The sequence below is a fragment of the Peptoclostridium acidaminophilum DSM 3953 genome, assembly GCF_000597865.1.
In the GTDB taxonomy this organism is placed as follows: domain Bacteria; phylum Bacillota; class Clostridia; order Peptostreptococcales; family Peptostreptococcaceae; genus Peptoclostridium_A; species Peptoclostridium_A acidaminophilum.
Map to the genome: position 1 here is coordinate 2017928 of NZ_CP007452.1, position 23468 is coordinate 2041395.

At 43.7% G+C, this 23468-nt stretch carries 20 protein-coding genes; all 20 read right to left on the reverse strand.

The window, feature by feature from the left end:
• Positions 1-125: 125 nt before the first annotated feature.
• Entirely contained in the window at positions 126-1262 is a 1137-nt protein-coding gene (locus EAL2_RS09910; RefSeq protein WP_025436230.1) for a glycosyltransferase family 4 protein, read from the reverse strand.
• 2 nt (positions 1263-1264) lie between these two features.
• Positions 1265-1885, reverse strand: a complete 621-nt coding sequence (locus tag EAL2_RS09915) for a CatB-related O-acetyltransferase (protein WP_084481116.1) — start codon at positions 1883-1885, stop codon at positions 1265-1267.
• 18 nt (positions 1886-1903) lie between these two features.
• The gene (wecB, locus tag EAL2_RS09920) at positions 1904-3028 is read right to left on the reverse strand and encodes a non-hydrolyzing UDP-N-acetylglucosamine 2-epimerase (RefSeq protein WP_025436232.1); all 1125 of its coding nucleotides are present in this window, start codon (positions 3026-3028) and stop codon (positions 1904-1906) included.
• Between the two features lie 3 nt (positions 3029-3031).
• A complete protein-coding gene (locus tag EAL2_RS09925) occupies positions 3032-4141 on the reverse strand; it encodes a capsular polysaccharide biosynthesis protein CapF (protein ID WP_025436233.1) in 1110 nt (369 codons plus the stop codon).
• Positions 4142-4167: 26 nt separating this feature from the next.
• Positions 4168-5223, reverse strand: coding sequence for a polysaccharide biosynthesis protein (locus EAL2_RS09930; protein WP_025436234.1), 1056 nt, complete (start codon positions 5221-5223; stop codon positions 4168-4170).
• Positions 5224-5253: 30 nt separating this feature from the next.
• The gene (locus EAL2_RS09935) at positions 5254-6474 is read right to left on the reverse strand and encodes a glycosyltransferase family 4 protein (protein ID WP_025436235.1); all 1221 of its coding nucleotides are present in this window, start codon (positions 6472-6474) and stop codon (positions 5254-5256) included.
• A 28-nt stretch (positions 6475-6502) separates the two neighbouring features.
• Positions 6503-7261, reverse strand: coding sequence for a GNAT family N-acetyltransferase (locus tag EAL2_RS09940; protein ID WP_158408919.1), 759 nt, complete (start codon positions 7259-7261; stop codon positions 6503-6505).
• 23 nt (positions 7262-7284) lie between these two features.
• Positions 7285-7890, reverse strand: a complete 606-nt coding sequence (locus EAL2_RS09945; RefSeq protein WP_038602057.1) for a sugar transferase — start codon at positions 7888-7890, stop codon at positions 7285-7287.
• 123 nt (positions 7891-8013) lie between these two features.
• Positions 8014-9255, reverse strand: coding sequence for a DegT/DnrJ/EryC1/StrS family aminotransferase (locus EAL2_RS09950; RefSeq protein WP_038602059.1), 1242 nt, complete (start codon positions 9253-9255; stop codon positions 8014-8016).
• 169 nt (positions 9256-9424) lie between these two features.
• Positions 9425-9778 (reverse strand): four helix bundle protein, encoded by a 354-nt coding sequence (locus tag EAL2_RS09955; RefSeq protein ID WP_025436238.1) that lies wholly within the window; start codon positions 9776-9778, stop codon positions 9425-9427.
• Positions 9779-9857: 79 nt separating this feature from the next.
• Positions 9858-11234 carry an ATP-binding protein gene (locus tag EAL2_RS09960; protein ID WP_025436239.1) on the reverse strand — a complete coding sequence of 459 codons (1377 nt, stop codon included), beginning with the start codon at positions 11232-11234 and terminating at the stop codon, positions 9858-9860.
• A 120-nt stretch (positions 11235-11354) separates the two neighbouring features.
• The gene (locus EAL2_RS09965; protein ID WP_330375765.1) at positions 11355-13256 is read right to left on the reverse strand and encodes a nucleoside-diphosphate sugar epimerase/dehydratase; all 1902 of its coding nucleotides are present in this window, start codon (positions 13254-13256) and stop codon (positions 11355-11357) included.
• A gap of 27 nt (positions 13257-13283) precedes the next feature.
• A complete protein-coding gene (locus tag EAL2_RS09970; RefSeq protein WP_025436241.1) occupies positions 13284-13943 on the reverse strand; it encodes a hypothetical protein in 660 nt (219 codons plus the stop codon).
• A 61-nt stretch (positions 13944-14004) separates the two neighbouring features.
• Positions 14005-16440 (reverse strand): S-layer homology domain-containing protein, encoded by a 2436-nt coding sequence (locus EAL2_RS09975; RefSeq protein WP_025436242.1) that lies wholly within the window; start codon positions 16438-16440, stop codon positions 14005-14007.
• 71 nt (positions 16441-16511) lie between these two features.
• Positions 16512-17567 (reverse strand): S-layer homology domain-containing protein, encoded by a 1056-nt coding sequence (locus EAL2_RS14860; RefSeq protein WP_051489153.1) that lies wholly within the window; start codon positions 17565-17567, stop codon positions 16512-16514.
• 10 nt (positions 17568-17577) lie between these two features.
• Positions 17578-18372 carry a tyrosine-protein phosphatase gene (locus EAL2_RS09985; RefSeq protein ID WP_025436243.1) on the reverse strand — a complete coding sequence of 265 codons (795 nt, stop codon included), beginning with the start codon at positions 18370-18372 and terminating at the stop codon, positions 17578-17580.
• On the reverse strand, positions 18365-19114 hold the full coding sequence (locus tag EAL2_RS09990) for a CpsD/CapB family tyrosine-protein kinase (protein ID WP_025436244.1): 750 nt from the start codon (positions 19112-19114) through the stop codon (positions 18365-18367). Before EAL2_RS09990 ends, EAL2_RS09985 begins: the two co-directional genes overlap by 8 nt.
• 9 nt (positions 19115-19123) lie before the next feature.
• Positions 19124-19807: a YveK family protein gene (locus EAL2_RS09995; protein WP_025436245.1), complete on the reverse strand. Its 684-nt coding sequence runs from the start codon at positions 19805-19807 to the stop codon at positions 19124-19126.
• Positions 19808-20267: 460 nt separating this feature from the next.
• Positions 20268-21797, reverse strand: a complete 1530-nt coding sequence (locus tag EAL2_RS10000) for an S-layer homology domain-containing protein (RefSeq protein WP_025436246.1) — start codon at positions 21795-21797, stop codon at positions 20268-20270.
• A 19-nt stretch (positions 21798-21816) separates the two neighbouring features.
• On the reverse strand, positions 21817-23457 hold the full coding sequence (locus EAL2_RS10005; protein WP_025436247.1) for a hypothetical protein: 1641 nt from the start codon (positions 23455-23457) through the stop codon (positions 21817-21819).
• Between the last annotated feature and the right edge of the window lie 11 nt (positions 23458-23468).

The window sequence follows — 23468 nt, forward strand, 5'->3', positions numbered from 1 at the left end:
GTATTAGCATTATGTAAAATAATTCTGGTAATAGTAAAAATGATACGAACCCGCTATACTGAGATAATAATGGACTTATAACAATTATTAATGTGCAGATCTTAGTTAATTTAGATATTTGTATCTCACCTTCCCTCATTATTATTCCTCTTATTGGCATCCAAAGTGTTTTTTAATGCATTAAAATGAGATATCCCTATATTTTCATATGTGTATTTTTTTATAGCTTTCAATGCGTTATTCGCCATTCTTTGATGTAAATCTTCATTTACCAGTACTTGTCTTATTGCTCTTTTTAAAGCATCCACATCTCCAACGGGGACTATATATCCATTTTGACCATTTTCAACAAGTTCAATTCCTGCAATACACATGTTCGTCGTAATCACTGGCAAACCACATGCCATCGCTTCATTAATCACAAGTCCCCATGTATCACTTTCTGTTGGTAAAACAAAAACATCTGATGCTTTCATATACTCAAACAGCGTATCTTTTTTTAGGAATCCTGAGAGAATAATATTTTTTAAATTAAGCTTATTTATCTGTTGCTTATATGTTTCTTCTAATTCACCTGCTCCAGCAATTATCAGGTGATAATCAGATGGCATACTTGCCCATGCTTCGATTAAAACATCTATTCTTTTACTGCTAATAAATCTGCTCGCAGTGATAGCAATCTTCTTTCCATTAATATTTAATTTCTTTCTGGTTTCATTTTTTTCTTGATCGCTGCACAGTCTCTTATTAATTTCATATTCATATAAAGATGTAAATGGATGGTAGTAAATAACCTCTTTTTTTGCTTTGAAATACTCAAAATATCTAGCCGCCATGTTCCCACTAGCAAAACAGGCCGTCGCATTTTTAATAACAAACTCTTTGACAATTTTTTTGAGGGCTGATTTGTTTATAAATGCTCCATCACAATTAAGAAAATATGGGATTTTTTTCATCCTACATATTGACGCGAAATATAGTGATATTACTGTAGAGTAATCATACAAAATGACTGCATCATATTTTCCATTCCATAAATCCTTTTTTATGTTTTGAATATCTTTTTTTACAGTTTCACTACTATCAGATAATATATATCCGGTAAAGTTTTTGAATTCTTTTGAGAACCAGTCAGATAACCTATTATAATCATTAGTCCTTTCGAAAATTACATCCAACTCCACGTTTTTTCCTAATTCATTAAAAACTGCTACTCTATACGGAGCCGGGAAAATGGATATTATAAGTATTTTAATTAACATGACTACTCCTTTACGACTTGTTTTAGAAAGTTCTCAACATTGAGAAATGTTTCGGCATACTCACTAATTTGGGCATCGGAAAAATCCCACCAATTAGTTTCATGTAATTTTTCAATTAAATCATCAGAGAGCCTCTTTCGAATAAACTTAGCAGGATTACCACCCCAAATTTCGTATCGACCAACATTTTTAGTTAATACTGATCCCATTCCAATAATAGCACCATTCTCAATCTTAACTCCGCTTTTAATCAAGCATTTATTTCCAATCCAAACATCATGACCTATAATCGTTTTTTTACTTGTATTATATTCATGTACAGAAAAATTCTTTTGCATAATATTTTTTCCATCATGGAACACAGGAGAGGTAGATACCCACTCTACAGGGTGACTCGCTCCACCAATAATACAATCGTCAGCAATAGAAGAAAAATTGCCTATTTCAGCATTAACAACAGTACAAAAATTTCCTATATACGAATATTTCCCGATATGGGTTTTTTCTATTTGTGATCCTGAGCATATTTTTGCTGTTTTATCTATGTTAGAATCTTTTATTGCCGGTATATGCATTTTTTTTATGAATTTTGATATTATATACAATAAAAAAGTCATCAACATCTACCATCCGATCGTCTTTTATCTCTTCCAAACCACTCTATTCACATAGTCCGTATAAGACATTATTATTCTTAAAACTTTTTCAGACACATTTGGCATACTATAATCTCCAACTAACCTCAATGTCTCCTTCCCTTGTGTTTTCAAAATCTCCAGCCCTTGAAGAATTCTTTCTTTCTTAAGCCCTACCATCATAACCGACGCTTCTTCCATAGCTTCAGGCCTTTCATGAGCTTGTCTTATGTTAAGTGCCTTAAATCCAAGTATCGATGACTCTTCACTTATAGTTCCGCTGTCACTAAGAACTGATTTTGCATACTTCTGTAGCTTAACATAATCATTGAACCCCATCGGTTTCATTATCTTAACTAGCGGATTAAATTCAATGCCTTTTTCCCCAATCATCTTTCTAGTTCTTGGGTGCGTGCTTACGATTAATGGCATCTGGTACTTATCAGCAATCGTATTCAAAGTATCTACCAAATCCATGAAGTTTTCTTCCGAGCTTATATTTTCTTCTCTGTGAGCCGAAATCACAAAATACCTGCCGTCTTCAAGATTCAGTCTTTCTAGTACATCTGAATTCTCAATATCATTTTTTCTAGAGTTGATAACCTCAAACATTGGACTTCCAGTCTTTATAACTCTATCAGCAGGAAGACCTTCTCTCAAAAGATACTCTCTAGCTATATCGCTATATGTCAAGTTAATATCGGCGGTATGATCTACAATCTTTCTATTAGTTTCTTCTGGTACTCTCTGATCAAAGCATCTATTTCCTGCTTCCATATGGAAAATTGGAATATGTCTCCTCTTAGCTGCAATGGCACATAAGCAACTGTTAGTATCTCCCAATACGAGAAATGCATCGGGTTTCACTTCTTCAAGAATAGGGTCAATCTTCACCAGTATATTTCCTATCGTTTCAACTGCTGTTCCTGTTGCAGCATTTAAGAAATAATCTGGTTTCTTCAAATTAAAATCTTTAAAAAACACCTCATTAAGCTCATAGTCATAATTCTGTCCTGTATGCACCAGTATATGATCAATTGCTTCAGATTCATCTAATTTATTAATAACAGCTGACAGTCTAATAATCTCTGGTCTTGTTCCGACTACTGTCATGACCTTTAGCTTCTTCATTTACTAAACCTCCAAGAAATATGTGTCTGGCTTTTCCGGATCAAATGCTTCATTTGCCCACATGATGGTCACCATATCTGTTTCGCCCAAATTTGTTATGTTATGAGTATATCCTGTTGGTATATCTACAACCTCCAGCTTTTCACCACTAACAAAGTACTCAATAATCTCATCACTATCTATTTTTCTGAATTTGATAACGCCGATTCCACTCACAACTAAGAACTTTTCGTTTTTTGTATGATGCCAATGATTACCCTTTGTAATCCCTGGTTTAGAAATGTTTATAGAAACTTGGCCTCTTTCTGGGGTTCTTATGAACTCTGTAAAAGAGCCTCTGTTATCAACATTCATTTTAAGAGGGTAGCTGAATTCAGTTTTTGGCAAGTAGCTTAGGTACGTACTATATAGCTTTTTAGTGAACGAATCTGACAAATCTGCAATGCTTAAATCAACTCTGCTCTTCCTAAATCCCTTGATTAATTCAGCTATTTCTCCAAGCTTAATTCCATGTATAGGTTCAACAAAGCAAAACTGCCCATTTTTATTTTCTTTTCCTTCAATTGCATTTATAAATTCGTTCAACAAATCATCTATATAAATCAAATTCATTTCAACACTCGGATCGTTTACTTGAATGGGTAAATCATGTGCGATATTGTTACAAAAGGTAGCAACTGCACTATTATAATTAGGCCTGCACCACTTACCAAAAACATTTGGCATCCTATAAACTAAAACCTTAGCGCCTGTTTCCTGACTATACTTGAACAGTAAATCTTCCCCAGCTCTTTTACTCTTTCCATAAGCATTATCTAATTCCGCTTGAGTAGATGATGTTATCAATACAGGCGACTTGTTATTGTGCTTTTTTAAAAGCTTTAGCAATTCGGAAGCAAATCCGAAATTGCCTTCCATGAATTCAGCCTCGTCTTTTGGCCTATTTACGCCAGCGAGATTAAAAACAAACTCACACTCTTTTGTATATTCGTCCAGTAGCTTTTTATCTGTATCCTTGTCAAATTCGAATACATTCGTATAACCTCTGTTTTTCAACTCAGCTACAAGATTTTTTCCCACAAAGCCTTTAGCTCCTGTGACAAGTATTTTCATTATCTATTCCAACCTTTCGATACTCTCTATTCAAACGCTCTCTTAGTGGCAGCCACCTCGTTAAGTGCTAATACTTCATTCAGCTGCTCTCTAACATAGTCCAACTCCAATAATTTTTCCTTTATCTGTTCTATATTAAGTCTATCTGTATTATGAGAATTGTACTCTTCCTCTACAGATAACTTCTGATCTCCCTCAACAAAGTACTTGTCATAATTAAGATCTCTTTTATCAGCTGGTACTCTAAAGAATCCACCCATGTCCTCTGCTACTACGTGTTCTTCTTTAGTTAGCAATGTTTCATAAAGTTTTTCACCATGACGAGTTCCTATTATTTTAATTTCATTATCTGCATTAAATAGCTCTTTTACTGCCTGTGCAAGATCTCCTATTGTTGATGCCGGAGATTTTTGTACCATTATATCGCCAGCTTCAGCATTCTGAAATGCAAAGGCCACTAGTTCTACTGCTTCTTCTAGACTCATTAGAAACCTTGTCATATTAGGATCCGTTACAGTTAATGGATGTCCATTTTTTATCTGATCTATAAACAAAGGTATAACCGATCCCCTCGATGCCATTACATTTCCATATCTAGTTCCACAAATAAGAGTCCTATCTGATGGTATGGTTTTAGCTTTTGCAACGAATACCTTTTCCATCATAGCTTTAGATATTCCCATAGCGTTTATAGGGTATGCTGCTTTATCAGTGGAAAGACAGATTACTTTTTTTACTCCCGCTTCAACTGCTGCCGTTAGTACGTTATCAGTTCCTATAACATTTGTGTTTACCGCTTCAAGCGGAAAGAATTCACATGAAGGAACTTGCTTCAACGCAGCTGCATGGAACACATAGTCAACTCCATACATTGCATTCTTTACACTCCCAATATCTCTTACATTACCTAAATAAAACTTAAGTTTATCGTTTTTATATAGCTTTCGCATATCATCTTGTTTTTTCTCATCCCTTGAAAATATACGAATTTCTTTTACTTCTGTATTCAAGAACCGTTTCATTACGGCATTGCCAAATGAACCTGTTCCCCCTGTAATCAATAGAGTTTTATCTTTAAACATTTATAAATCTCCTTTACGATTTGCTATTCATTAATCCGCCACAACTATACCATTGTAAAATTCATTCAAAATATCCACAGATTTAGATACTGAATAGTTTTCCTTTAAATACCTTCTGCCATTCAACCCCATAGTTTCTCTTTTTTTCTTATCGTTAATTAATTTATTTAAATTAGTATTAAATGATTCAATGTTTCCTGCTTCACTCCAGTAGCCTGCATTGGAAGCTTCTATCATATCGCCAAAATCAGTATTTATATCTGTCGCCGCTAATACCGGAAGACCGTATTCAAAATACGAAAGTATTCTTGATGGAAAATTCGGTATTGAGAAATTCCTGCTTAAAAATATCAGACCGATATCTGACTCAATTACCAGTTTCTCATAGTCTTGTCTTGGTAACGCATCTAGCAATTTTGCATTTTGAATGTTTTCTGATATTAAAAAGTCTCTTATATTATTTCGCTCAGTACCTCTACCTACTAATACAAAGAAAATGTCCTTATTTTCTTTGTTTGCTCTCATTATTTCTATAAAAAAATCCAATCCTTGAGGTTTTCCCATATTCCCGCCGTATATAGCTACAATGGAGTTTAACGGTATCCCATATTTTTTCCTAATCGTAAAATCTTTGGAGATTAATTCCATCGATTGGATTTGTTTTGTATTAGGAAAAATACTCACCTTATTTTTGTCAATCCACTTATTATGTTCTAATATATACTTCCGATTGGCTTTAGACATGCACCCAATGACTGATGAAACCTTATATAGTTGTTCTTCCTTATATCTGAAAAAATTATGTATGATTCCATTTTTTTTCATCAATCCGATATCAACAGCATTTTGGGGGAAAATATCTTTTAGCATAAGATATGAAGGACAATGGAAATACTTCATCGCCCATTTCACAACATCGGCAGAAGTAATTGGCGGAGTTTCAAACAATATAAAATCGAAGCTTTCGTATTTCAAGTATTTCTTTATTGCGTTTATCAGATAAAATTTCAAGGTGACTACAGATAAGCCTTTTTGTATTATTCCCACATCGTACATTTTGCCTGTTTTAACACGTAATACTTTAAGTCCCCGTTCTTCTTTCAGTTGGGTTTGTTCAAAATCGCTGCTGCCGTCTGAAGCTACTACAACAATTTCATTGCCTTTGTTTTTCAATTCTTCTGCTAAATCAGTATAAATTGTTGAGTTCTGTTCAGGACGTGGAAAAACAGTAGATATATATAAAATTTTCAAATTTCCACACCTCTTTGACTAGTTGTTCTTATTTATCATCATTTTCTCTATCCATCCACAGATGATACACTGAACTGCAACTCACATATTGAAATCCGCAAGCTATGTAGAATTGAGTCGCAGTAACATTATCCACTTGGGTTCCAACTTTAATGTTCTCAATTCCTTTTTTATGGATATATGACTCTAACCCAGAAATCAATGATTTTCCAACTCTTTGTCCTCTAAACTGCTCATCAACGGCAATCAATTCGATAGTTGCTATCGAGTTTGCCTTATCTATTGAAAATAAGAGGTAGCCTGCAACTTCATCATTCCTCTTAGTGATTACAAAATATTTATCCGTTTGTTCAAATGCACATTTAGTCCAGTGAACATATATATTTTGTGCCTGCTCTCTAGGTAACGCCGGATCATTAAAAAATCTTGAATATTGGAAAGCAGATCTTGCTATATTAACTACTTGTTCATTTCTTTGATATGCATTATGCACTTCTGTAAACTCGTCTATAAACTCAGGTTCTCCATTAATTCTTTTAGTAAATTGTATGTTCAAATCTGAAAGGAATACATCAGATTTTCTTCCAATCCAATAATTATTATGCTTAAGGTTCCCTACATTCGAAATAGTTGTAAAATCCGATTCCTTACAATATTCAAGTATATTGTCTTGTTCTTCTTCACTTACTATTCCTTTTAAAATAACTCTAGCGGATTTTACACCAAAATACTCAGTATCCCATTCAAGTGGAAAGCATTCAAAATTTTCTCCGCTAAGCTTTGACATACTGTTCATTGTCATCCTCACCTCTATTTATTTGACTGTTGAGAAGTAACATAAATTCCTTTTTTAAAGACAATACTTTCAATAGTCTTAAACAATATCTTCACATCTAGCCAAAATGAAATATTGTCCACATAATATACATCATTCTTCAGTCGATCTTTCCATTCGGCAGAATTTCTAAAATAAGCTTGGTTATAACCACTTATCCCTGGTAGTACCTCAAGCTTTCTTATCTCTTCACCTTCGTAATAATTAATATGTTCCGGCAGATCCGGCCTCGGCCCAATAAATGACATATCTCCGATTAATACATTTATAAGCTGAGGCAATTCGTCAAGACTTGTCTTTCTTACGAGTTTGCCCATTCTTGTCAATCTATAATCGTTATCTGAATTAAAAGTTGAGCCATCTTCATTCCTTATATCAGGAGCATTGACCTTCATGGATCTTAATTTATACATCTTGAATATTTTCTTGTCTTTACCTAATCTTTTTCCTAAGTAAAATACTGGTCCTCTATCCTCCAGCTTTATTAGAAATCCACACAGCACAATGAGTGGAAGAATTAATGGCATTAATATCAAAGCAAATACGAAATCGAACATTCTTTTTACATATCCTTTGTACAATTGCGCTGCCTCCATATCTATAAGATATTCCCTTTATAATTCACTCACCTTAAACTCAATTTCACCATGTTTCCAATCTAAAAGCAGCGGCATATACACTCCATTAAAAACTCACTCTGCATCTTATACAGTAGCAGCTGCTTCCAATCTAACGCTCTCTTCTTCTCTTAAAACTCTAAGAATCTCTTTCTCTCCACTTGCCACATAATCCACTTCTTCATTAGTTAGAAGAGTATGCAACGGCAGAGTTATCTCGTTCCTATACATATCAAAAGCATTTGGGTAATCCTTCATCTCAAATCCTAACTTCTTATAAGCTGTGTGTAGCGGCAGAGGCTTGTAATGAACATTCGTTGCTATGCCTGCTTCAGCCATTTTTTCAATCACTCTATTTCTAAAATCCTCATCTTGACCAGTCAGTCTTGTCAAATACAAGTGTCCGCTAGAAGCATAGTCATCTGAGTAATGCTTCAACACTTCAACCCCTATATCTTCAAGAGCTTTATCATACATCTCTATAATCTCTTTTCTTCGCTTTAATATCTCTGGATATCTCTTTAGTTGAACTAAGCCCAAAGACGCCATAATATCAGTCATGTTGCATTTATACGCAGGTAACACAATGTCATATTCCCATGCTCCTGGTTTAGTCTTAGCAAGAGCGTCCTTCGACTGCCCATGAAGTGTTAAAAGCATGAACTGCTTGTAGATGTCTTCATTGTCGATTCCTTCGATATCTCTCCAAGTAACAGCTCCACCTTCTGCTGTAGTGAGGTTCTTAACTGCATGGAATGAGAAGCTTGTAAAGTCAGCTGCTTCTCCGCTCATCTTTCCTTTGTATGAAGCCCCAAAAGAATGCGCTGCATCAGCTATAACTACAACTCTGCCTATAGCCTTTTGAATTTCATTTGATGGCTGGAACAAATCCTTCTTACTATTTACTGCCTCGAATACCTTGTCATAATCACACATAACACCCGCTATATCAACTGGTATAATAGCTTTAGTCTTCTCAGTAATTGCATCTGCAATCGCAGCATAGTCTATATGAAACGAATCCTTCCCAGAATCCACAAGAACTATCTTAGCCCCAACGTGATGAATTACGCTTGCCGATGCAGTATATGTATATGCGCATGTGATAACTTCATCACCCTCACCAATGCCAAGAAGTCTAAGTGTCATCTCCATGCAAGCTGTTGCTGAATTAAGACATGCTGCTTTTGAAGTGTTGCAATACTCTGCAATCTTCTTTTCAAATAATTTTGTCTTAGGTCCTGTTGTAATCCAGCCAGACTTTAATGTATCTACTACCTCGTCTATTTCTTCCTGTGAAATATCAGGAGGCGAAAATGGTATTTTCATTAAACAAATCCCCTTCCAACTTTTCTTCCCGCTTTTTTGAAATGTAAAAAATTCCTAATCCCCGTTTGATCGTCACCTCGGCACTACCATCCAAGAAATAGTTGAAAGTTGAAGGTTGAAAGCAGAAAGGAAAAACTTTCAAACTAAAACCCTTCCACCTTCTACTTTTCTACTTTCCACTTTTATCTACCGATACCATTAATCCATTTAATAATCTTCCTACTTCTTTTGCTTTTTCTTGTAGCACATCATGTTTCTCTTCATCTATGTAATTCAGATCCTTTGAAAGCATAATCTGATACTTCAACTCCTCCAGAGAGCCTCTTGCAATCAATAGGAATCGCTTGAACTCTTTACTCGAACCTCTTGCTTTTCCTTCAACAATATTACAAGGTATAGAAGTTGATGCTCTGCGCATTTGGGATGTTAGACCAAACAATTCATCCCTTGGAAAATCCTTAGTGGCCTCATATATTTTCAGAGTCAATTCATGAGCCTTCTTCCAGACTAATAGATTGTCCACTGCCTTTTTCCCCTTTCAACCTTCTACTTTCCAACTTTTTTCCTTTCCACCATCCGGCACTATCCGGCACTATCCGGCACTATCCGGCACTGCCTGATAGTTTAATCTGATAAAACGTACTGGGTCCACCGCCTTTTCTCTCAATGAGTCCTCGGTCAACCAAACCTTTGAGAATACCTCTGGCGCGACGATCTTCAATATCAAGAATAGACTTTACGTCTTGTGTTGTAATTCTACTATCTTTACGTTTTAAATACTCAATAATTGCTTTTTCTTGCTCTGTTAACTCAGTGACTTTTTTATGAACTTGTTTTGTCTCTGCCATCTCTCTATACAAACTCACATCAACAAAATCGCCTTTTTCCACAATTTCAGGTTCTTTTAAGCCTCTAGTTTTGCAGCTCGATTTTATTCTACGAATACCACTTCCCCATTGCTCAATATAATTAAGCTCTTTAAAGACCCTTGCAATCACTTTGTTCCGTATTTCAGATCTTCCCTCAAGAATATCTTCTTGGGTTATGGTGCTAGGGAAAGCGCCAGGCGACACAATATTGATCATATCATCATAAATGCCAACCTTGATATCCCGACCTTCGTTTGAATAATCGCGATGAACAACGGCATTCACCAAGCTTTCTCTAATAGCTTCTATAGGAATTTCGTATTGATCTTCTCTTTGCAAGCCTTTAATCTCACTGCCAAGCTTGATATGGTTCTTAATAAAACTTTCTGCATGATCAAGTTGCGTAAATAAATCGCCTTTATATTCCTTACTGTCTAAAAACACATCCATGGTCATCCCTTTGAATCTGCTGCATTTGATTTTGGCATGTTCAAGGTAACCCAGTAATATTAAGAGTCCATTTGTCGGATAGATGATGCCATTTTCTTCATGGATCAATTTAAGGTTCTTCATTACCGATTGAGTTACTGGTTTGTCTAATTTGTCAAATCTACTTATGATTGGAGCCATATCAAGATATTCAAATCGAACCTCTCTATTTACTTCCTGATCATAACTGAGATTCATCCGTTGCCTTTCAAGTTCGAGAATATTGTCAACACTCGCTTTACGATTTGTTGCACCTACCCGAATGTAGACACCCTCATTTTTTCCGATTTTCTTGAGGTAATATGGAAGTAGATTGCCGCGATATACTTCAATCACTAAAAGCACTTTATTATCAATGGTAGTCGTATAAATGTCCGGAAGCACATTAGGATAACAGCGATCATAGATAATCGATGCTACTTTATCCCGGAGTTCCAAAATATCAATGCTATTATCCAACCCAATGATTTTGCCTTGATCGGTGACACCTATGATTAATCTACCGCCGCCAGTGTTGGAAAATGCAATAACCGTTTTCGCTACAGCATCGCTGCCCGGAAGTTTCTCTTTAAACTCAACAATTTTACTTTCTCCATTCTTAATAGCGTTGATTAAACTCATAGGTACCTCCTTTCATATTAAAGTTGAATGTTGAATGTTGAATGTTGAAAGCGGAAAGGAAAACCTTCAAACCAAAACCCTTCCACCGTCCCCTTTCCACCTTCCCCTTTCTACCTTCTCCTAAATCACTTTCTTCTCTTCCTTCTCATTAGTCTCTTTCCTGTATGTAGGCACAAGCTTTTTCATAACAAGCTCAAGCACCGATGTGTCCTCTTTCTCCGAAATGGACCTAAGCACATCAAGGTCCTTTGTGAGCTTCTCGATGTCCATCTCAAGAGGCTGTCCTATGAAAATCTTCTCGTGGGTTGTGCTCGTCAGCCCCTCTTCCGCCATCAGGAGCTCCTCGTAGAGCTTCTCACCAGGCCTTAGGCCAGAGTACTCTATGTGCATGTCCACCCCCGGCTCGAAGCCCGAAAGCCTTATAAGGTCCCTTGCCAGGTCGGCAATCCTTACGGGCTCGCCCATGTCCAGGACGAATATCTCCCCGCCCTTTGCCATGGCCCCCGCCTGTATTACAAGCTGCACGGCCTCGGGTATGGTCATGAAGTATCTAATGATGTCGGGATGTGTCACAGTAACCGGGCCGCCCTCGGCTATCTGCTTTTTAAAGAGCGGTATTACGCTGCCGTTGCTTCCCAGAACGTTTCCGAACCTTACTCCCACGAACTCCGTGGCGCTCCTTCTGCCGATGGACTGGACTATCATCTCGCACACCCGCTTTGAGGCCCCCATTATGTTAGTGGGGTTGACCGCCTTGTCCGTGGATATCAGGACGAACTTTTCAGCTCCCCCCTCGTCCGCAGCCCTTGCCACGTTGAAGGTGCCGAATATGTTGTTTTTTATTGCCTCGAGAGGGCTTTTTTCCATCAGGGGCACATGCTTGTGGGCTGCAGCGTGGAACACCACCTCCGGTCTGTACTCGGCAAATATGTTTCTTATCCTCTTTTCGTCCCTGACTGAAGCTATTATGGTTTCAAGGTTCAATCTATCGCCGTACTGCCGCTGGAGCTCCTGCTGTATCTCGTAGGCGTTGTTTTCGTATATGTCCAATATTACGAGACGCTTAGGTCCAAATGGGGCTATCTGCCTGCAAAGCTCGGAGCCTATTGAGCCTCCGCCGCCGGTTACCAGCACCGTCTTGCCCATTAGGTAGCCCGCCATCTTCTCTATGTCCACCTTGACAGGGTCCCTTCCCAGAAGGTCCTCTATCTCCACGTCCTTTATCTGCTTTATGTCCACCTTGCCGCCTATGAACTCGTACACTCCCGGCAGCGTCTTGAGGCGGCACCTTGTCTCCTTGCATATGCCAATGAGCTTCCTCAGCTCCTGCTTTGATACCGAAGGCATGGCTATCAATATCTCGTCCACCTGGAGCTTCTTTGCCGCCTGAGCTATGTAGTCCCTTCCGCCCACAACCGGCACCCCGAGCATCCTCCTGCCGTGCTTTTCCGGATCGTCGTCTATTATGCCCACCGCCAGCTTGTCCATCTCAGGGTTCATGAACAGCTCCCTTGTGACCATAAAACCCGCCTTGCCGGCTCCCACTATGAGCACCCTTGTCTTGGCGTGCTTGAAGAATATCCTCTGCTTTATACGCCTTATGGCCCTGTAGGCGAACCTGGCGCCCCCTGAAAAGAACATCAGCCCCAGTGCGTTTATGACGTAAAAGCCGTTCGGAATGCGCGGCATGTGCCTGTCGAAGGCTATGTATATTATTGTCATGGCCGTTATGGACGCCGCCACCATAGCTATCATTTCCTCTATGCTGGCGTACCTCCACAGACTCTTGTATGCGCTGAATATGTAGAATGTTGCTGTGACTACTGCCGTGTATATTATGACGTTTTCAGGAGTGATATATGTATAAGTGCGTGATAAATCAAAATCGAATCTTATAAAAAGCGCCGCTGCCGCCGAAATGTTTATAAGCAGCACGTCCATTAGAAAAAGTATTGTTTTCCTTACGGACACCGGATTCTTGCGTATAAAAACTGACGCGCTTTCCACTGCCAAGCCCTTCACCCCGTTTCGATTGTTTTCGTATTAATGTTACATTGCCTTTGATATGTAGTACTCCATTCTTTCCCTTTTTTCCGTCTTGTACTCTCTTCTGGCCTTGTCAACTGCGTCTGTGGCGTGGCCGTTTCTTTTCAGCTCCGCTTCAAGCTCACCGACTATTGCGTTGAACCTGGCGTCCACGGCGCTTTCGGCGCCCCTTGCGAGCCTCATGTATTTGAGAGCTATCTGGTATTTGACCTCTTCTCTCTCTTCTGCCGGATACGACAGGTATTCGCCCTTGGCCTGTCCAAGTAGCGAGTTGATCTGGCCGTAGGAGGCTCCTCTTAGGGCCTCAAGCCTGCCCCTGTATTTGGCGACTATGCTTTCCTTTGTAGGGGCCGATTGTGATTTGTCGGTATTTGCCTGATTTTCACTGCTTCCCGCTTGGGTCTTTGGAGCTTCCGAGCCGGTCTCCTGCTTGGCATTCTCTTCCGACTGCTTCTTCATTTCCTCTTCTATTGCCTTGTCCATCTCCTGGCCTACCTGCTCCTGGAGCTCCTCTATCTGCTTGTCCTCTTCGGGGTTTTGGCTTGCAAGGCTGGCGCCCGCGTAGCGTATGAATTTGACCGCCGGCGCACCGCTAAACGCCATGAAGAGTGCGCCAATGACGAACAATACTGCGGCTGCCTTTGCTATAGTTCCCTTTTTCAAGCGCCTTCCCCCTTTTTTTTGTCCAAAAAAAGCCCGGCGGCTAAGCCGGGCTTACTTTACTTTATTTGTTGAACAGCCTGTATACCACAGTAGCTGATTCAGCCCTAGTCGTTAGTTTTTCTGGATTGAATTTTCCGTTTGTGTCACCTTTCATGAGCTCTGCAGCCACGGCGCCTTGAACGCCCTTGCTTGCCCATGCAGGTATTTTGTGTGAGTCTGCAAACTGCGCAAGGTCAACGCTGCCTGTCTTGCCTGCAACAGCCCTTGAGAGCATTGCAGCCATTTCGGCTCTAGTTATCTCACCATCAGGCTTGAACGTGCCGTCAGCGTAGCCGTTTATTATGCCGCTGCTCTTGGCTGTCTGTACGTAGTCTGCAGCCCAGTGGCCGTCAAGATCGTCAAATCCGCCTTCGTAGCTCTCCGTGTCAAGCTCCATTGCCGTAACTACAAGCTTTGCGAATTCGGCTCTCGTAACTCTGCTTTCAGGCTTGAACGTGCCGTCGGCGTAGCCTCTTACAACATCCTTGCTGGCCATTGACGCTATGTTCTTATTGGCCCAGTGAGAAACCGCGTCAGGCAGCTCGACAGTTCTTTCAACTACTGCGTAGCTGCTGAAGTGCTTAAGCTTTGCGGAAAGCTTGTTGTTTTTAATCTTGCCGCCCACAACTTCGAAGCTGCCGTCGTCCTTGACATTTACAAGCACTGTCTTGTCATCGTCCACATTCAGGCCTTCCATGTCTATTTCCACTCTGACTCTGCTCTTGAAGCTTGAGTCGGCCTTTTCCTTGTCGCCCTCTTGAGTCGTCTTGTAAAGCTCGAAGCTTACAACCTTGAACACGTTTATTTTTTCTACTGACTCATTTGTCTTGTCCTGCATTTTCTTTTGCATTTCGCCGAATTCGTTGACTGTCTTGATTTCAAGCGTTATGCCTGTTGTAGCTTCGCCCTGTGATATTATGTTCTCAAGCGGGAGGCTTACCTGCACGTCCCCCATCTTGACTACCACTTCGGCGCTGGCCCCTTCTACCTTTTTGAGGTCCTCTACAGGTATGCTAAGCTGCACATTGTCCTGCTTGATATCCCCGATGTCTATTACTATCTGGCCTACCTTCTCCTGGCCTTCCTCTGCCACCGCGTCCTCAAGAGCCGCTATGAGGTTTTCAACCTGCTTGCCAATCTCGTCTGCGTCCACGCTCACATTGGCGTTGTTGCCGTTAGTTTCTATATTCACGGCTTCCTCAGGCACGTCGGTTGAAACCTCTACCCTGTCTTCCGTAGTGTTGGTGTCTGTATCGCCTGTTCCTGGAGTCTCAGGCGGTATGTCGCCACCGCCGCCTCCACCGCCACCGCCACCGCCGCCTGCGGCAGGTTCAGCGTCAGTCTTTACTGAAAGCTCACTGCTGAAGCCGGACAGGTTGCCCTTTGTGTCTTCAGCCGTTATCTTGTATGTGTATGTAGTGCTTGCTGCAAGTCCCGTGTCTGTCCATGTGCTAGATGCAGTCTCATTAACCTTGGCTCCATCTCTGTAGACGTGGTACTTGGCAATTCCCGACTCATCCTGAGCTGAAAGATTCAGCTTAACAGTAGTTGTAGTCTTTGAGTCCAGAGTCACCGTCACACCTGTTGGAGCTACCGTATCTTCTTCAACAGGTGGATCCTGAGGTATTTCCCCTTCAAGCACTCCCAGCTTCTGGGCTATTGTAAGCACGTCTGTCAGCGTCATGCTCTCTGAGCCCTCTATTGTCTCGTTTATCTTCTGAGACATTACGCTCAGGAATACGCCTATCGCCTGCTCGTGGTCAGAGCCCAGCTCCATGGCCTTGCCCTTGTCTGTTGCAAGCTCAAAAAGCGCGTCGTTGGCACTTTCTATGTAGCTCTCTGGCAGGAAGATCTCCAATCCGCCATTTCCGTCAGCCCTAACGCATGTGTCGCCGTCAGTATAGACAAGCTTTGCCATTTCAAGCAGCACCTGGGCCTTGTCCCTTAGCGTCTCTCCGTAGTTCGAGAAGTCGTAGTCCACCACTTCAGTTGGAAGAGAATCCATTATGTATTCGTATGCGTCAAGCACGTCCTGCTTTACCGATTCTATTTCGGCTTCGCTGTCGGCGTTTTCAATGTCGCCTAGCAGGTCGTAGAGGCTGCTGCCGCCGTAGTTGCCCTCTATTACGTCAGTAACTGCGTCAAGCACGTTGGCTATGCCGCTGTGGTTTGTTACGTCGCCGCCGCTCATTACTATGAAGCCGTTTTCTTCAAGCTCCTCTAGAGCTCCTTGGTCAAGCTGCTCAAGGGCCGCTACTATTTCTTCAGTGTAGTCGCTTGAAACCATGCCCTCCAGCATTACAAGCAGATCCACAAGCTCCCCCGAGTCCAGGCTCTCGAGCTTGTCCTTTAGCTGGCTCACCTGAGGAGAGTAGTCTGCCGCATAAGCGCCCGAGTACGCCGGAATATAAGCACAGCTCATGGCGATTATGAGTAAAAATGCTACTAGCTTTCTCATAATTAATCTTTCCCCCTTATTATGTTTTGTATTTTGTATGGAATTTGATTATTGTATAGAGGTCGTGGCATCTAGTCGATGTCCATGACTCTCTTTATTACCGCTGCCGCTTCTGCTCTTGTGGCCATGGCCCTTGGGGCTATGGTCTTCTCGCTCTGGCCATTTATGACGCCGTTTGAAAGGGCCTTGCCCATGGAATCCTTAGCCCATTCTGATACGCTGGAGCCGTCTGTGTATGACGTCATGTCCTTGGCCGGCTGCAGCTGCTTGCCCTTGTACTCCAGGGCGCCCATTATTATCTTGACCATCTGCTCCCGGGTTACGTTATCATTTGGGGCGAAGCTGCTCTGGCTGATGCCGTTTATTATGCCCGCGGATTTGGCCGAGGCCACTACGCCGTAGAACCAGTCCGAATCATTTACATCTTCGAACTCAATGCCTCCCACTCCCTGTATTCCAAGGGCTCTTACTATCAGGGCCGTGAATTCGGCTCTGGTTATGCTGCCGTTGGGATTGAAGCTGTCCTGGGACTGGCCTTTTATTATGCCCTTGCCGTAAAGCTCCAGTATTGTCTCCTTGGCCCAGTGTCCGTGTATGTCCTTGAAGCCAAGGCTTTCTTGAGCTTCGGTCTTTTCCTGCTCTGATGGAGTCTGTGGGGCAGTTCCTGTAGAGCCTCCTCCACCGCCGCCTGAGCCGCCGGCTTGCTCCTCAACGCCGTCGTACTTGTTTGCGATTTCCTTTATTTCCTCTGACGTGAAGTCGTTGGCTTCAACAGCGTCAAGCAGCGTGTCTATCTCGCCTTTGCTCATGTCCTCAAGCACGTCCAGCTTTGAGAGCACCTCGCTGAGCGTGTAGCCTGCATCAGTAATCTGCTGCTTTGTCCCTGAGTCCGTAGCTATGTTGAGGGCCCTTTTGAGGCCTTCCACGTCTGGATTCTCCCTGTCCATGTACTCCTTGAACAGCTCTACTCCAAGCTCCTTTTTTGCAGGGTCGTCGATTTCGGCCACCTTCTTTAGCATATAGCTAAAGTCAAGGTCATCTGCCGCATATACGCCTGCGCAGGGCGTTGAAAACAGGAGTCCCGCTATTAGCGCTGCCGGTACTAGTCTTTTCTTTAGTCTGTTCATGTCTTTTCTCCTAACGCTTTTTTACAAGCTTTCTTATGATGTCGATTACGGACCCTCTGCCGCTTCCTTGGATATCTATGATTTCGAAGGGCTCTATGCTTTCGTTGTTTATTAGCCTTCTTGGATTTTCCTTGAATATCACGTCCGCCGTTTGCTCTCCCAGCAACTGCACCGCCTCCAAATATGCATCCTTTATCCTGGGCGTCCTCACGTCGCTCCTGTGGGAGTCTGTCGCCACGAAGTGGACCATGCGCCTTTCAAGAAGCTCCCTGGCCGTCTTGGCAACCCTGTCTCCTGATTTTCTCAGGCTTCTGGCGTTGACCTGTATCAGGTAGCCATCCTCTATGAGCTCCTTGACCATGTCCGGCCTTTCGGCCACCTGGGAGTATCTTTCGATGTGGGCTATTATCGGAATGCGGTCCCTTATCCCAAACTCGTAGGCTATGCCTCCCATGTCGGAGGGAAGCTGGTCGGGCCTGAACTCTATTAGCACGTAGCGGCTGCCTGCAAGTGTGAAAAAGTCCAGCTCGTCGATTCTGGCCATAAGTTCGCTGCTGTAGTAGAGCTCGTTTCCAACAAGGACCTTCATGTCTATCCCCTGCCTCTCCAGCTCCTTGTTGAAGCTCCTTGCCGCCTCTTTAAGCTCATTGCCCTTTACGTAGTCCAGCTCCGTGTGGTAGTGGGCCGTGCTTATCATTGTGTCAATGCCCTCGGAAACCGCGATTTTTGCCATCTCCAGCGACTCCTGAAGGCTTCTTGAGCCGTCATCGATGCCGGGGAGTATGTGGCAGTGGATATCAATCATTGCCGCAGGCCGCTTTCCTCTGCTCTTTTCCTACGGCTGCTCCCTTTCCTTTGCCTTCACTCGATGCATCGTCCGAGTAGTAGTTGTAGTAGTAGGCGTAGTATGAGCCTCTTTTTTCGATGTTTATCTTGTTTAGCACGACGCCTATTATGTTGGCTCCGGCCTTTTCAAGGGATTGCTTGGCGCTCTTTGCCAGCTCCACCTCAACGCCGCCCGAGTGGCACACTAGCAGGGCTCCGTCGGCCATTGCAGATAGTATTATTGCATCCGTAACCGCGGCTACCGGAGACGCGTCTATGAACACGTAGTCGTAGTCGCCCCTTATCTGCTCTATGAGCCTGGCCATGCTCCTTGAAGATAGCATTTCCGAAGGGTTGGAAGGTATCTGTCCGGCAGTTATTATCTCAAGGTTTTCAATTCCAGTCCTTTTGAGGTAGCCCTTGTAGGAGTCGCTGTTGAGGAGTATGTCTGTCACTCCCCCTATGTTAGTCATGCCGAATGCCTTGTGGAGCCTTGGCCTTCTAAGGTCGCAGTCTATTATAACCGTCTTCTTGCCAAGGTCCGCCATTGTTATTGCTATGTTTGACACTGTGGTCGTCTTGCCCTCGCCCTGCTTTGAGCTTGTCACCAGTATTGTCTTTATGTTCTTGTCTACGTTTGAAAACTGTATGTTGGTCCTTACTCCCCTGTAGGCTTCTGAAACAGGAGACTTCGGCTTGTTTAATACTATAAGCTCCTTCATCGCTTCCTCCTAGCTTTCTATCTGATCGAATATCGGTATCATGCCTACCACCTGAACTCCCAGGTGCTTTTCTATGTCTTCTGGTGTTTTTAGCGTGTTGTCCAGATACTCGCGAAGGAAGGCTATGAAAACTCCCGCCATCACTCCCAGGACTCCTGCTATTGCTATGTTGAGAAACTTGCTTGGCTTTACGGGATCCTTTGGAACCTGGGCCTTGTCAATTATCTGCACGTTGTCTATCTTCATTATCCTGGCCACCTCGTCCATGAATATGCCGGCAGTGGCGTTGGCTATGCTTGAAGCCAGCTTTGGACTGGTGTCAGAGACTGTTATTCTCATTATTTCAGTTTCCTTAACGGGCGTTACAGTTATCTTGCCCGAGAGCTGCCTGGTGTCCATGTCGAGCCTGAGGTCCCTTATGACCTTGCTTAGGACCACGTTTGATTTTGCTATCTCGCCGTATGTAGTCACAAGCTGCCTGCTGAGCATTATGTCCTGGGTTTCAACAGTTCTGCTTGTGTCGTCCTTGGCCTTGTTGACCATGAGGGTTGTACTTGTCTCGTACACAGGGTCCAGGACAAAAAAGCTGACTGCCCCGCTGACAGCCACCGCGAATATTGTTATTAGGGCAATCATGCCCATGTTTTTTTTGACTATTTCAAAATACTCTCTTAAATCGATTGTTTCTTCCACTTCTCTTGGCTCCTTTTCTAGTGCGTTTAGATGTAATTTGCGTATGCCATCAACCCATACTCACGAAGCAATGATATCACTCCGGATGATGGCGGTCAATCCCGATTTGTTAATTTTTGTACAAAAATCAATAATAATTCATTGCGTTGAATTTTGTTCCATTATGTAGAATTTTCCACCGGTTTAAAGCGATAATTAAAATATGATTTAATTCAGCATTTTCAAGTGCTTTCATCACACTTCCATCACATTTTTGCTCATACCATATAATCTCACAGTTCCATTTTTTTTCAATATTTATAAAACAATTTTAACTAATTTAATATTTCAATTATTTCAGACCATTTTTGCTTTGTTTTTCGAACATTTTTTCATATGGTTCAAAGCGTTGATTCAGAATGCAAGGGCGCGAAATTTTCTCGCGCCCTCGGAGTTTTTGTATACAACATACGCAGCATGATTATTTGAAGCTGACAATGTCCTCCCTGTAGTCCCTTTGGAGATCCCTTTGCATGAACTCAAGAAGCCTTATTATCATGGCGCTGGCCTCTGATCTTTTCATTACGGCCTCCGGATTTATCCTGCCCTGGGAGTCGCCCTGGACAAGGCCTGTCTCCCTTGCAACGTATATGCTGGCCTTTGCCCATGGCTGTATGCTCCGATCGTCCGTAAAACCGCTGGCAAAGCCCGGCGTCGGCGCCTTGCTCTCGAAGCCCAGAGCCCTTACCAGTATTGTCACGGCCTCAGCCCTTGTAAGGGGTGCACCCGGGCGGAACATGCCGTTTTGAGAGCCCTTGACTATGCCCTTGTTGTAGGCGTCCTTTATGTAGGCGTAATCCTCATCGCTTATGCTCACGTCATCGAATACGCTTTCCTCCTTGGGTGCCCTTCTCGACGCTCTGGCGCTCTTTTGGGCCTCCATGGTAGGCCTTATGTTGCACGCCTTCATCACGGCCTTTATGTACTCGGCCCTTGTCATTGCCACATCGGGAGTGAAGAAGTCCCCGCCCTCGTCGAGCACATCCAGTGAGTAGAGCTTTTCGATGTGGGTCTGGGCCCAGTGGCCGGAAAGGTCCCTGAACTTTGGCACGGCCAGCCGCTCCAGCCTCGGCACCATGCTCCTTGACAGCTCTATAGTCCCCTTGTCGCTGCCGTCTTCGGGAACCATGAACTTTCCGTCTCCCTGGTCTATGCCGCCGGAGCCCTCCTCCAGCTCAGGCAGCTCATATGTGTACCTTGATGTCATCTCCCTGCTAGTTATCCTCATGTTGCCGCCGCTAAAGCTCGATAAGGTTGCGTCGTTTGGAGAGTATCGCAGAGTCTTCATCATGCTGTCCGAGGTTACTATCCTTGCAGTCCCCCTCCATTGCAGGTCCTGGCCGTCAACGCCGTCATCCGCCTCGATTTTCCTGTCGTAGTCGAAGCCCATGTCTATTATGTTTGTACCCGTATCTCCCCAGAAGTTCCTATAGCCGGTGTCCGCCCCGGATATGTCCACCGTCACTGTTCCCTGGTCCTTGTTTATCGTATAGTATTTCCTGCCCTTGAGGTTTCCAGAGTAGAAGTCGGAAACGGGCCTATTGTCTATCAGGTCTGATTTGGAGAACTGGAAGTCCTTCAGCTCGTACTTGTCCTTGCCTAGCTCTATCTTCTCGCTGTACTTGTCCACTGTCGTGTCGGCGCTGGTCTGGCCCTTGCCGTCCCAGGTCTTGTATGTAGTCACAAGTGTTATGCTCCTTGTGAGGGAGCCGTCTATCGACTTGTCCGCAGGTGTAAGCTTGAATTTGTAGGAGGTCTTCTTCTCTGTCTCCTTCTCGCTTTCTGAAACGGCCATCTCTCCTGTGAACTTTATGGGCTTGCCGCTTATGAACACGACCTCCTCGTATTCGTATTCGTTGCCAACGCCCCCGGAGAATTCGGGCGGCTCGGCATATACTGCGCTTGAGGCGGTGAGGATTGCTGCGAGGAATCCCGCAATCAGTTTTTTCATGAATTTTGTCTCCTTACTTCTAATCTTTTACGAATACAACCTTAGCTACGTTATCATCCCTTACAACATACAGACTGTCTCCGGCCTTCACGTCCTGGGGCCTTATTACCCCTCCGTCCTTTACAATTAGGGCTCCGTCAAGCACAAGGGTAATGTCCGCACTCTTGTCTATCCACTCGTCCTTCCTGGCGCTGTAGTCGCTGGCGTCGCTGGCTGCAAGAATCCAGCCTATGTTGGCGTCGTAGGACGCCCCCTGGGCTGTGGCGCTTGTAACTCGCTCCGCCCTTGTAGAATCGTCGTTCTTTATAAGCAGCACCAGGGATGCCCGATCGCCCTTAGCATATATATACGCGTCCCTGGAATCCGAGTACTCGCCCGATGCGAATCTTGCGGCGTCAAGCTTCTCGCCCTTTTCTCCGTCGTATATGTACGTGTCCTCGTCGAATGTGAACTCCTCGGAGCTCATGCTCTCCCACTGGTGGTTTTCAAGGGCGTAGAGCCTCTTTGTCTTAAGCTGGTAAGGCAGTATCTCCTCCAGCCTTGCGCTGTATAGGAAACTGCCCTCCGCTGCCGCCGGGTCTGCAGCCTCGCCTGTTATCATGACTACGCTGGCCGCCTCGCCGGATGGGGACGCGTCGGATACTACAAGGGCGCTTTGTCCCTCCTGGACAGAGGATGTGTCAACAAGCCTTCCGCCCCTTACTACTATGCTCCCTTGTGTGAGCGCCACGTTCCTCTTGTTTGAAAGCTCCATCTGTGAGCTGAAGGGGCTGAGCTCGTCCACCCTTTCCGAGTAGAGCCTCTCGAAGCTGTCCTTTATGACCAGCTTTTCTATGGAGTCGGCTCCAAAGAAGCTTCCCACGGCCATGTAGGCAGTCCTGCCCTTGCAGTAGGCTATGTTGTCTCTTGAAAGCTCCATGCCTCCAAGGTATGCCTTGCCGTCGGCTGAGAGCTTCATGCTTGCGCTGCCCGCGCTCTCCCACTTTCCATTTCGAAGAACCTCGAGCCTTTGAAAGCCTATCTTGTCGTCATATCTGTCGGCAGTGCCTATTACTCCTCTGTATATCCCCTTTAGGAGCACTGATCTTCCCTGCACCTCTATCCTGCTGGCCTCCGTCGAGTCGTAGCTGTCGAAAAACAGCTTCACCCGGTCCCCTTGGATTATGGTCTCCGGCCTGATGCTGACACCGGATCTTGTCGAAACGGTGGCGGGCGAATATGAATACTCGGTTACCTTGCCCCTTGTGTCCCTTACAGAGAGCCTGCCGCCACCTGTTGATACCACGGCGCCTGTTCTTGCCTTTGTCTGGGGGTCTATGTGGGCGAACGCGGAAGTTGAGTAGCCGTCCATGTACTCGACTTTGCCTCTCGAGTACTCTATGTACACCTCCATGCCGCTTTTGAACTCATCCAGGCTGTATACCGTCTCCATGTCCATTGAAAGCTCTGTCTCCGCGTCTGATATTAGAGTGTGCAAGTCACCGTCGTAGTCCTCCATTATTATTGATGTGCCCGATATTTCAATCAGGTAGCCCTCTGTGCTTCCCCTGGGGAAAAGCTCCTGGGCGCTGGCGCCCTGCGGGGCCGGCGCCGCTGCAAATGCGGCTGCCAGCAGCAGAGCTCCTGCGCTTTTTATTATTCTTGATATTTTTTCCTTCAAGCCAGCTCCTC

Bases quoted from the DNA above. Each gene is read 5' to 3' on its own strand.
- EAL2_RS09910 (WP_025436230.1), bottom strand. From the start codon at position 1,262: ATGTTAATTAAAATACTTATAATATCCATTTTCCCGGCTCCGTATAGA.
- EAL2_RS09915 (WP_084481116.1), bottom strand. From the start codon at position 1,885: ATGTTGATGACTTTTTTATTGTATATAATATCAAAATTCATAAAAAAA.
- wecB (WP_025436232.1), bottom strand. From the start codon at position 3,028: ATGAAGAAGCTAAAGGTCATGACAGTAGTCGGAACAAGACCAGAGATT.
- EAL2_RS09925 (WP_025436233.1), bottom strand. From the start codon at position 4,141: ATGAAAATACTTGTCACAGGAGCTAAAGGCTTTGTGGGAAAAAATCTT.
- EAL2_RS09930 (WP_025436234.1), bottom strand. From the start codon at position 5,223: ATGTTTAAAGATAAAACTCTATTGATTACAGGGGGAACAGGTTCATTT.
- EAL2_RS09940 (WP_158408919.1), bottom strand. From the start codon at position 7,261: ATGTCAAAGCTTAGCGGAGAAAATTTTGAATGCTTTCCACTTGAATGG.
- EAL2_RS09950 (WP_038602059.1), bottom strand. From the start codon at position 9,255: ATGAAAATACCATTTTCGCCTCCTGATATTTCACAGGAAGAAATAGAC.
- EAL2_RS09960 (WP_025436239.1), bottom strand. From the start codon at position 11,234: ATGAGTTTAATCAACGCTATTAAGAATGGAGAAAGTAAAATTGTTGAG.
- EAL2_RS09975 (WP_025436242.1), bottom strand. From the start codon at position 16,440: ATGAGAAAGCTAGTAGCATTTTTACTCATAATCGCCATGAGCTGTGCT.
- EAL2_RS14860 (WP_051489153.1), bottom strand. From the start codon at position 17,567: ATGAACAGACTAAAGAAAAGACTAGTACCGGCAGCGCTAATAGCGGGA.
- EAL2_RS09985 (WP_025436243.1), bottom strand. From the start codon at position 18,372: ATGATTGATATCCACTGCCACATACTCCCCGGCATCGATGACGGCTCA.
- EAL2_RS09990 (WP_025436244.1), bottom strand. From the start codon at position 19,114: ATGAAGGAGCTTATAGTATTAAACAAGCCGAAGTCTCCTGTTTCAGAA.
- EAL2_RS10000 (WP_025436246.1), bottom strand. From the start codon at position 21,797: ATGAAAAAACTGATTGCGGGATTCCTCGCAGCAATCCTCACCGCCTCA.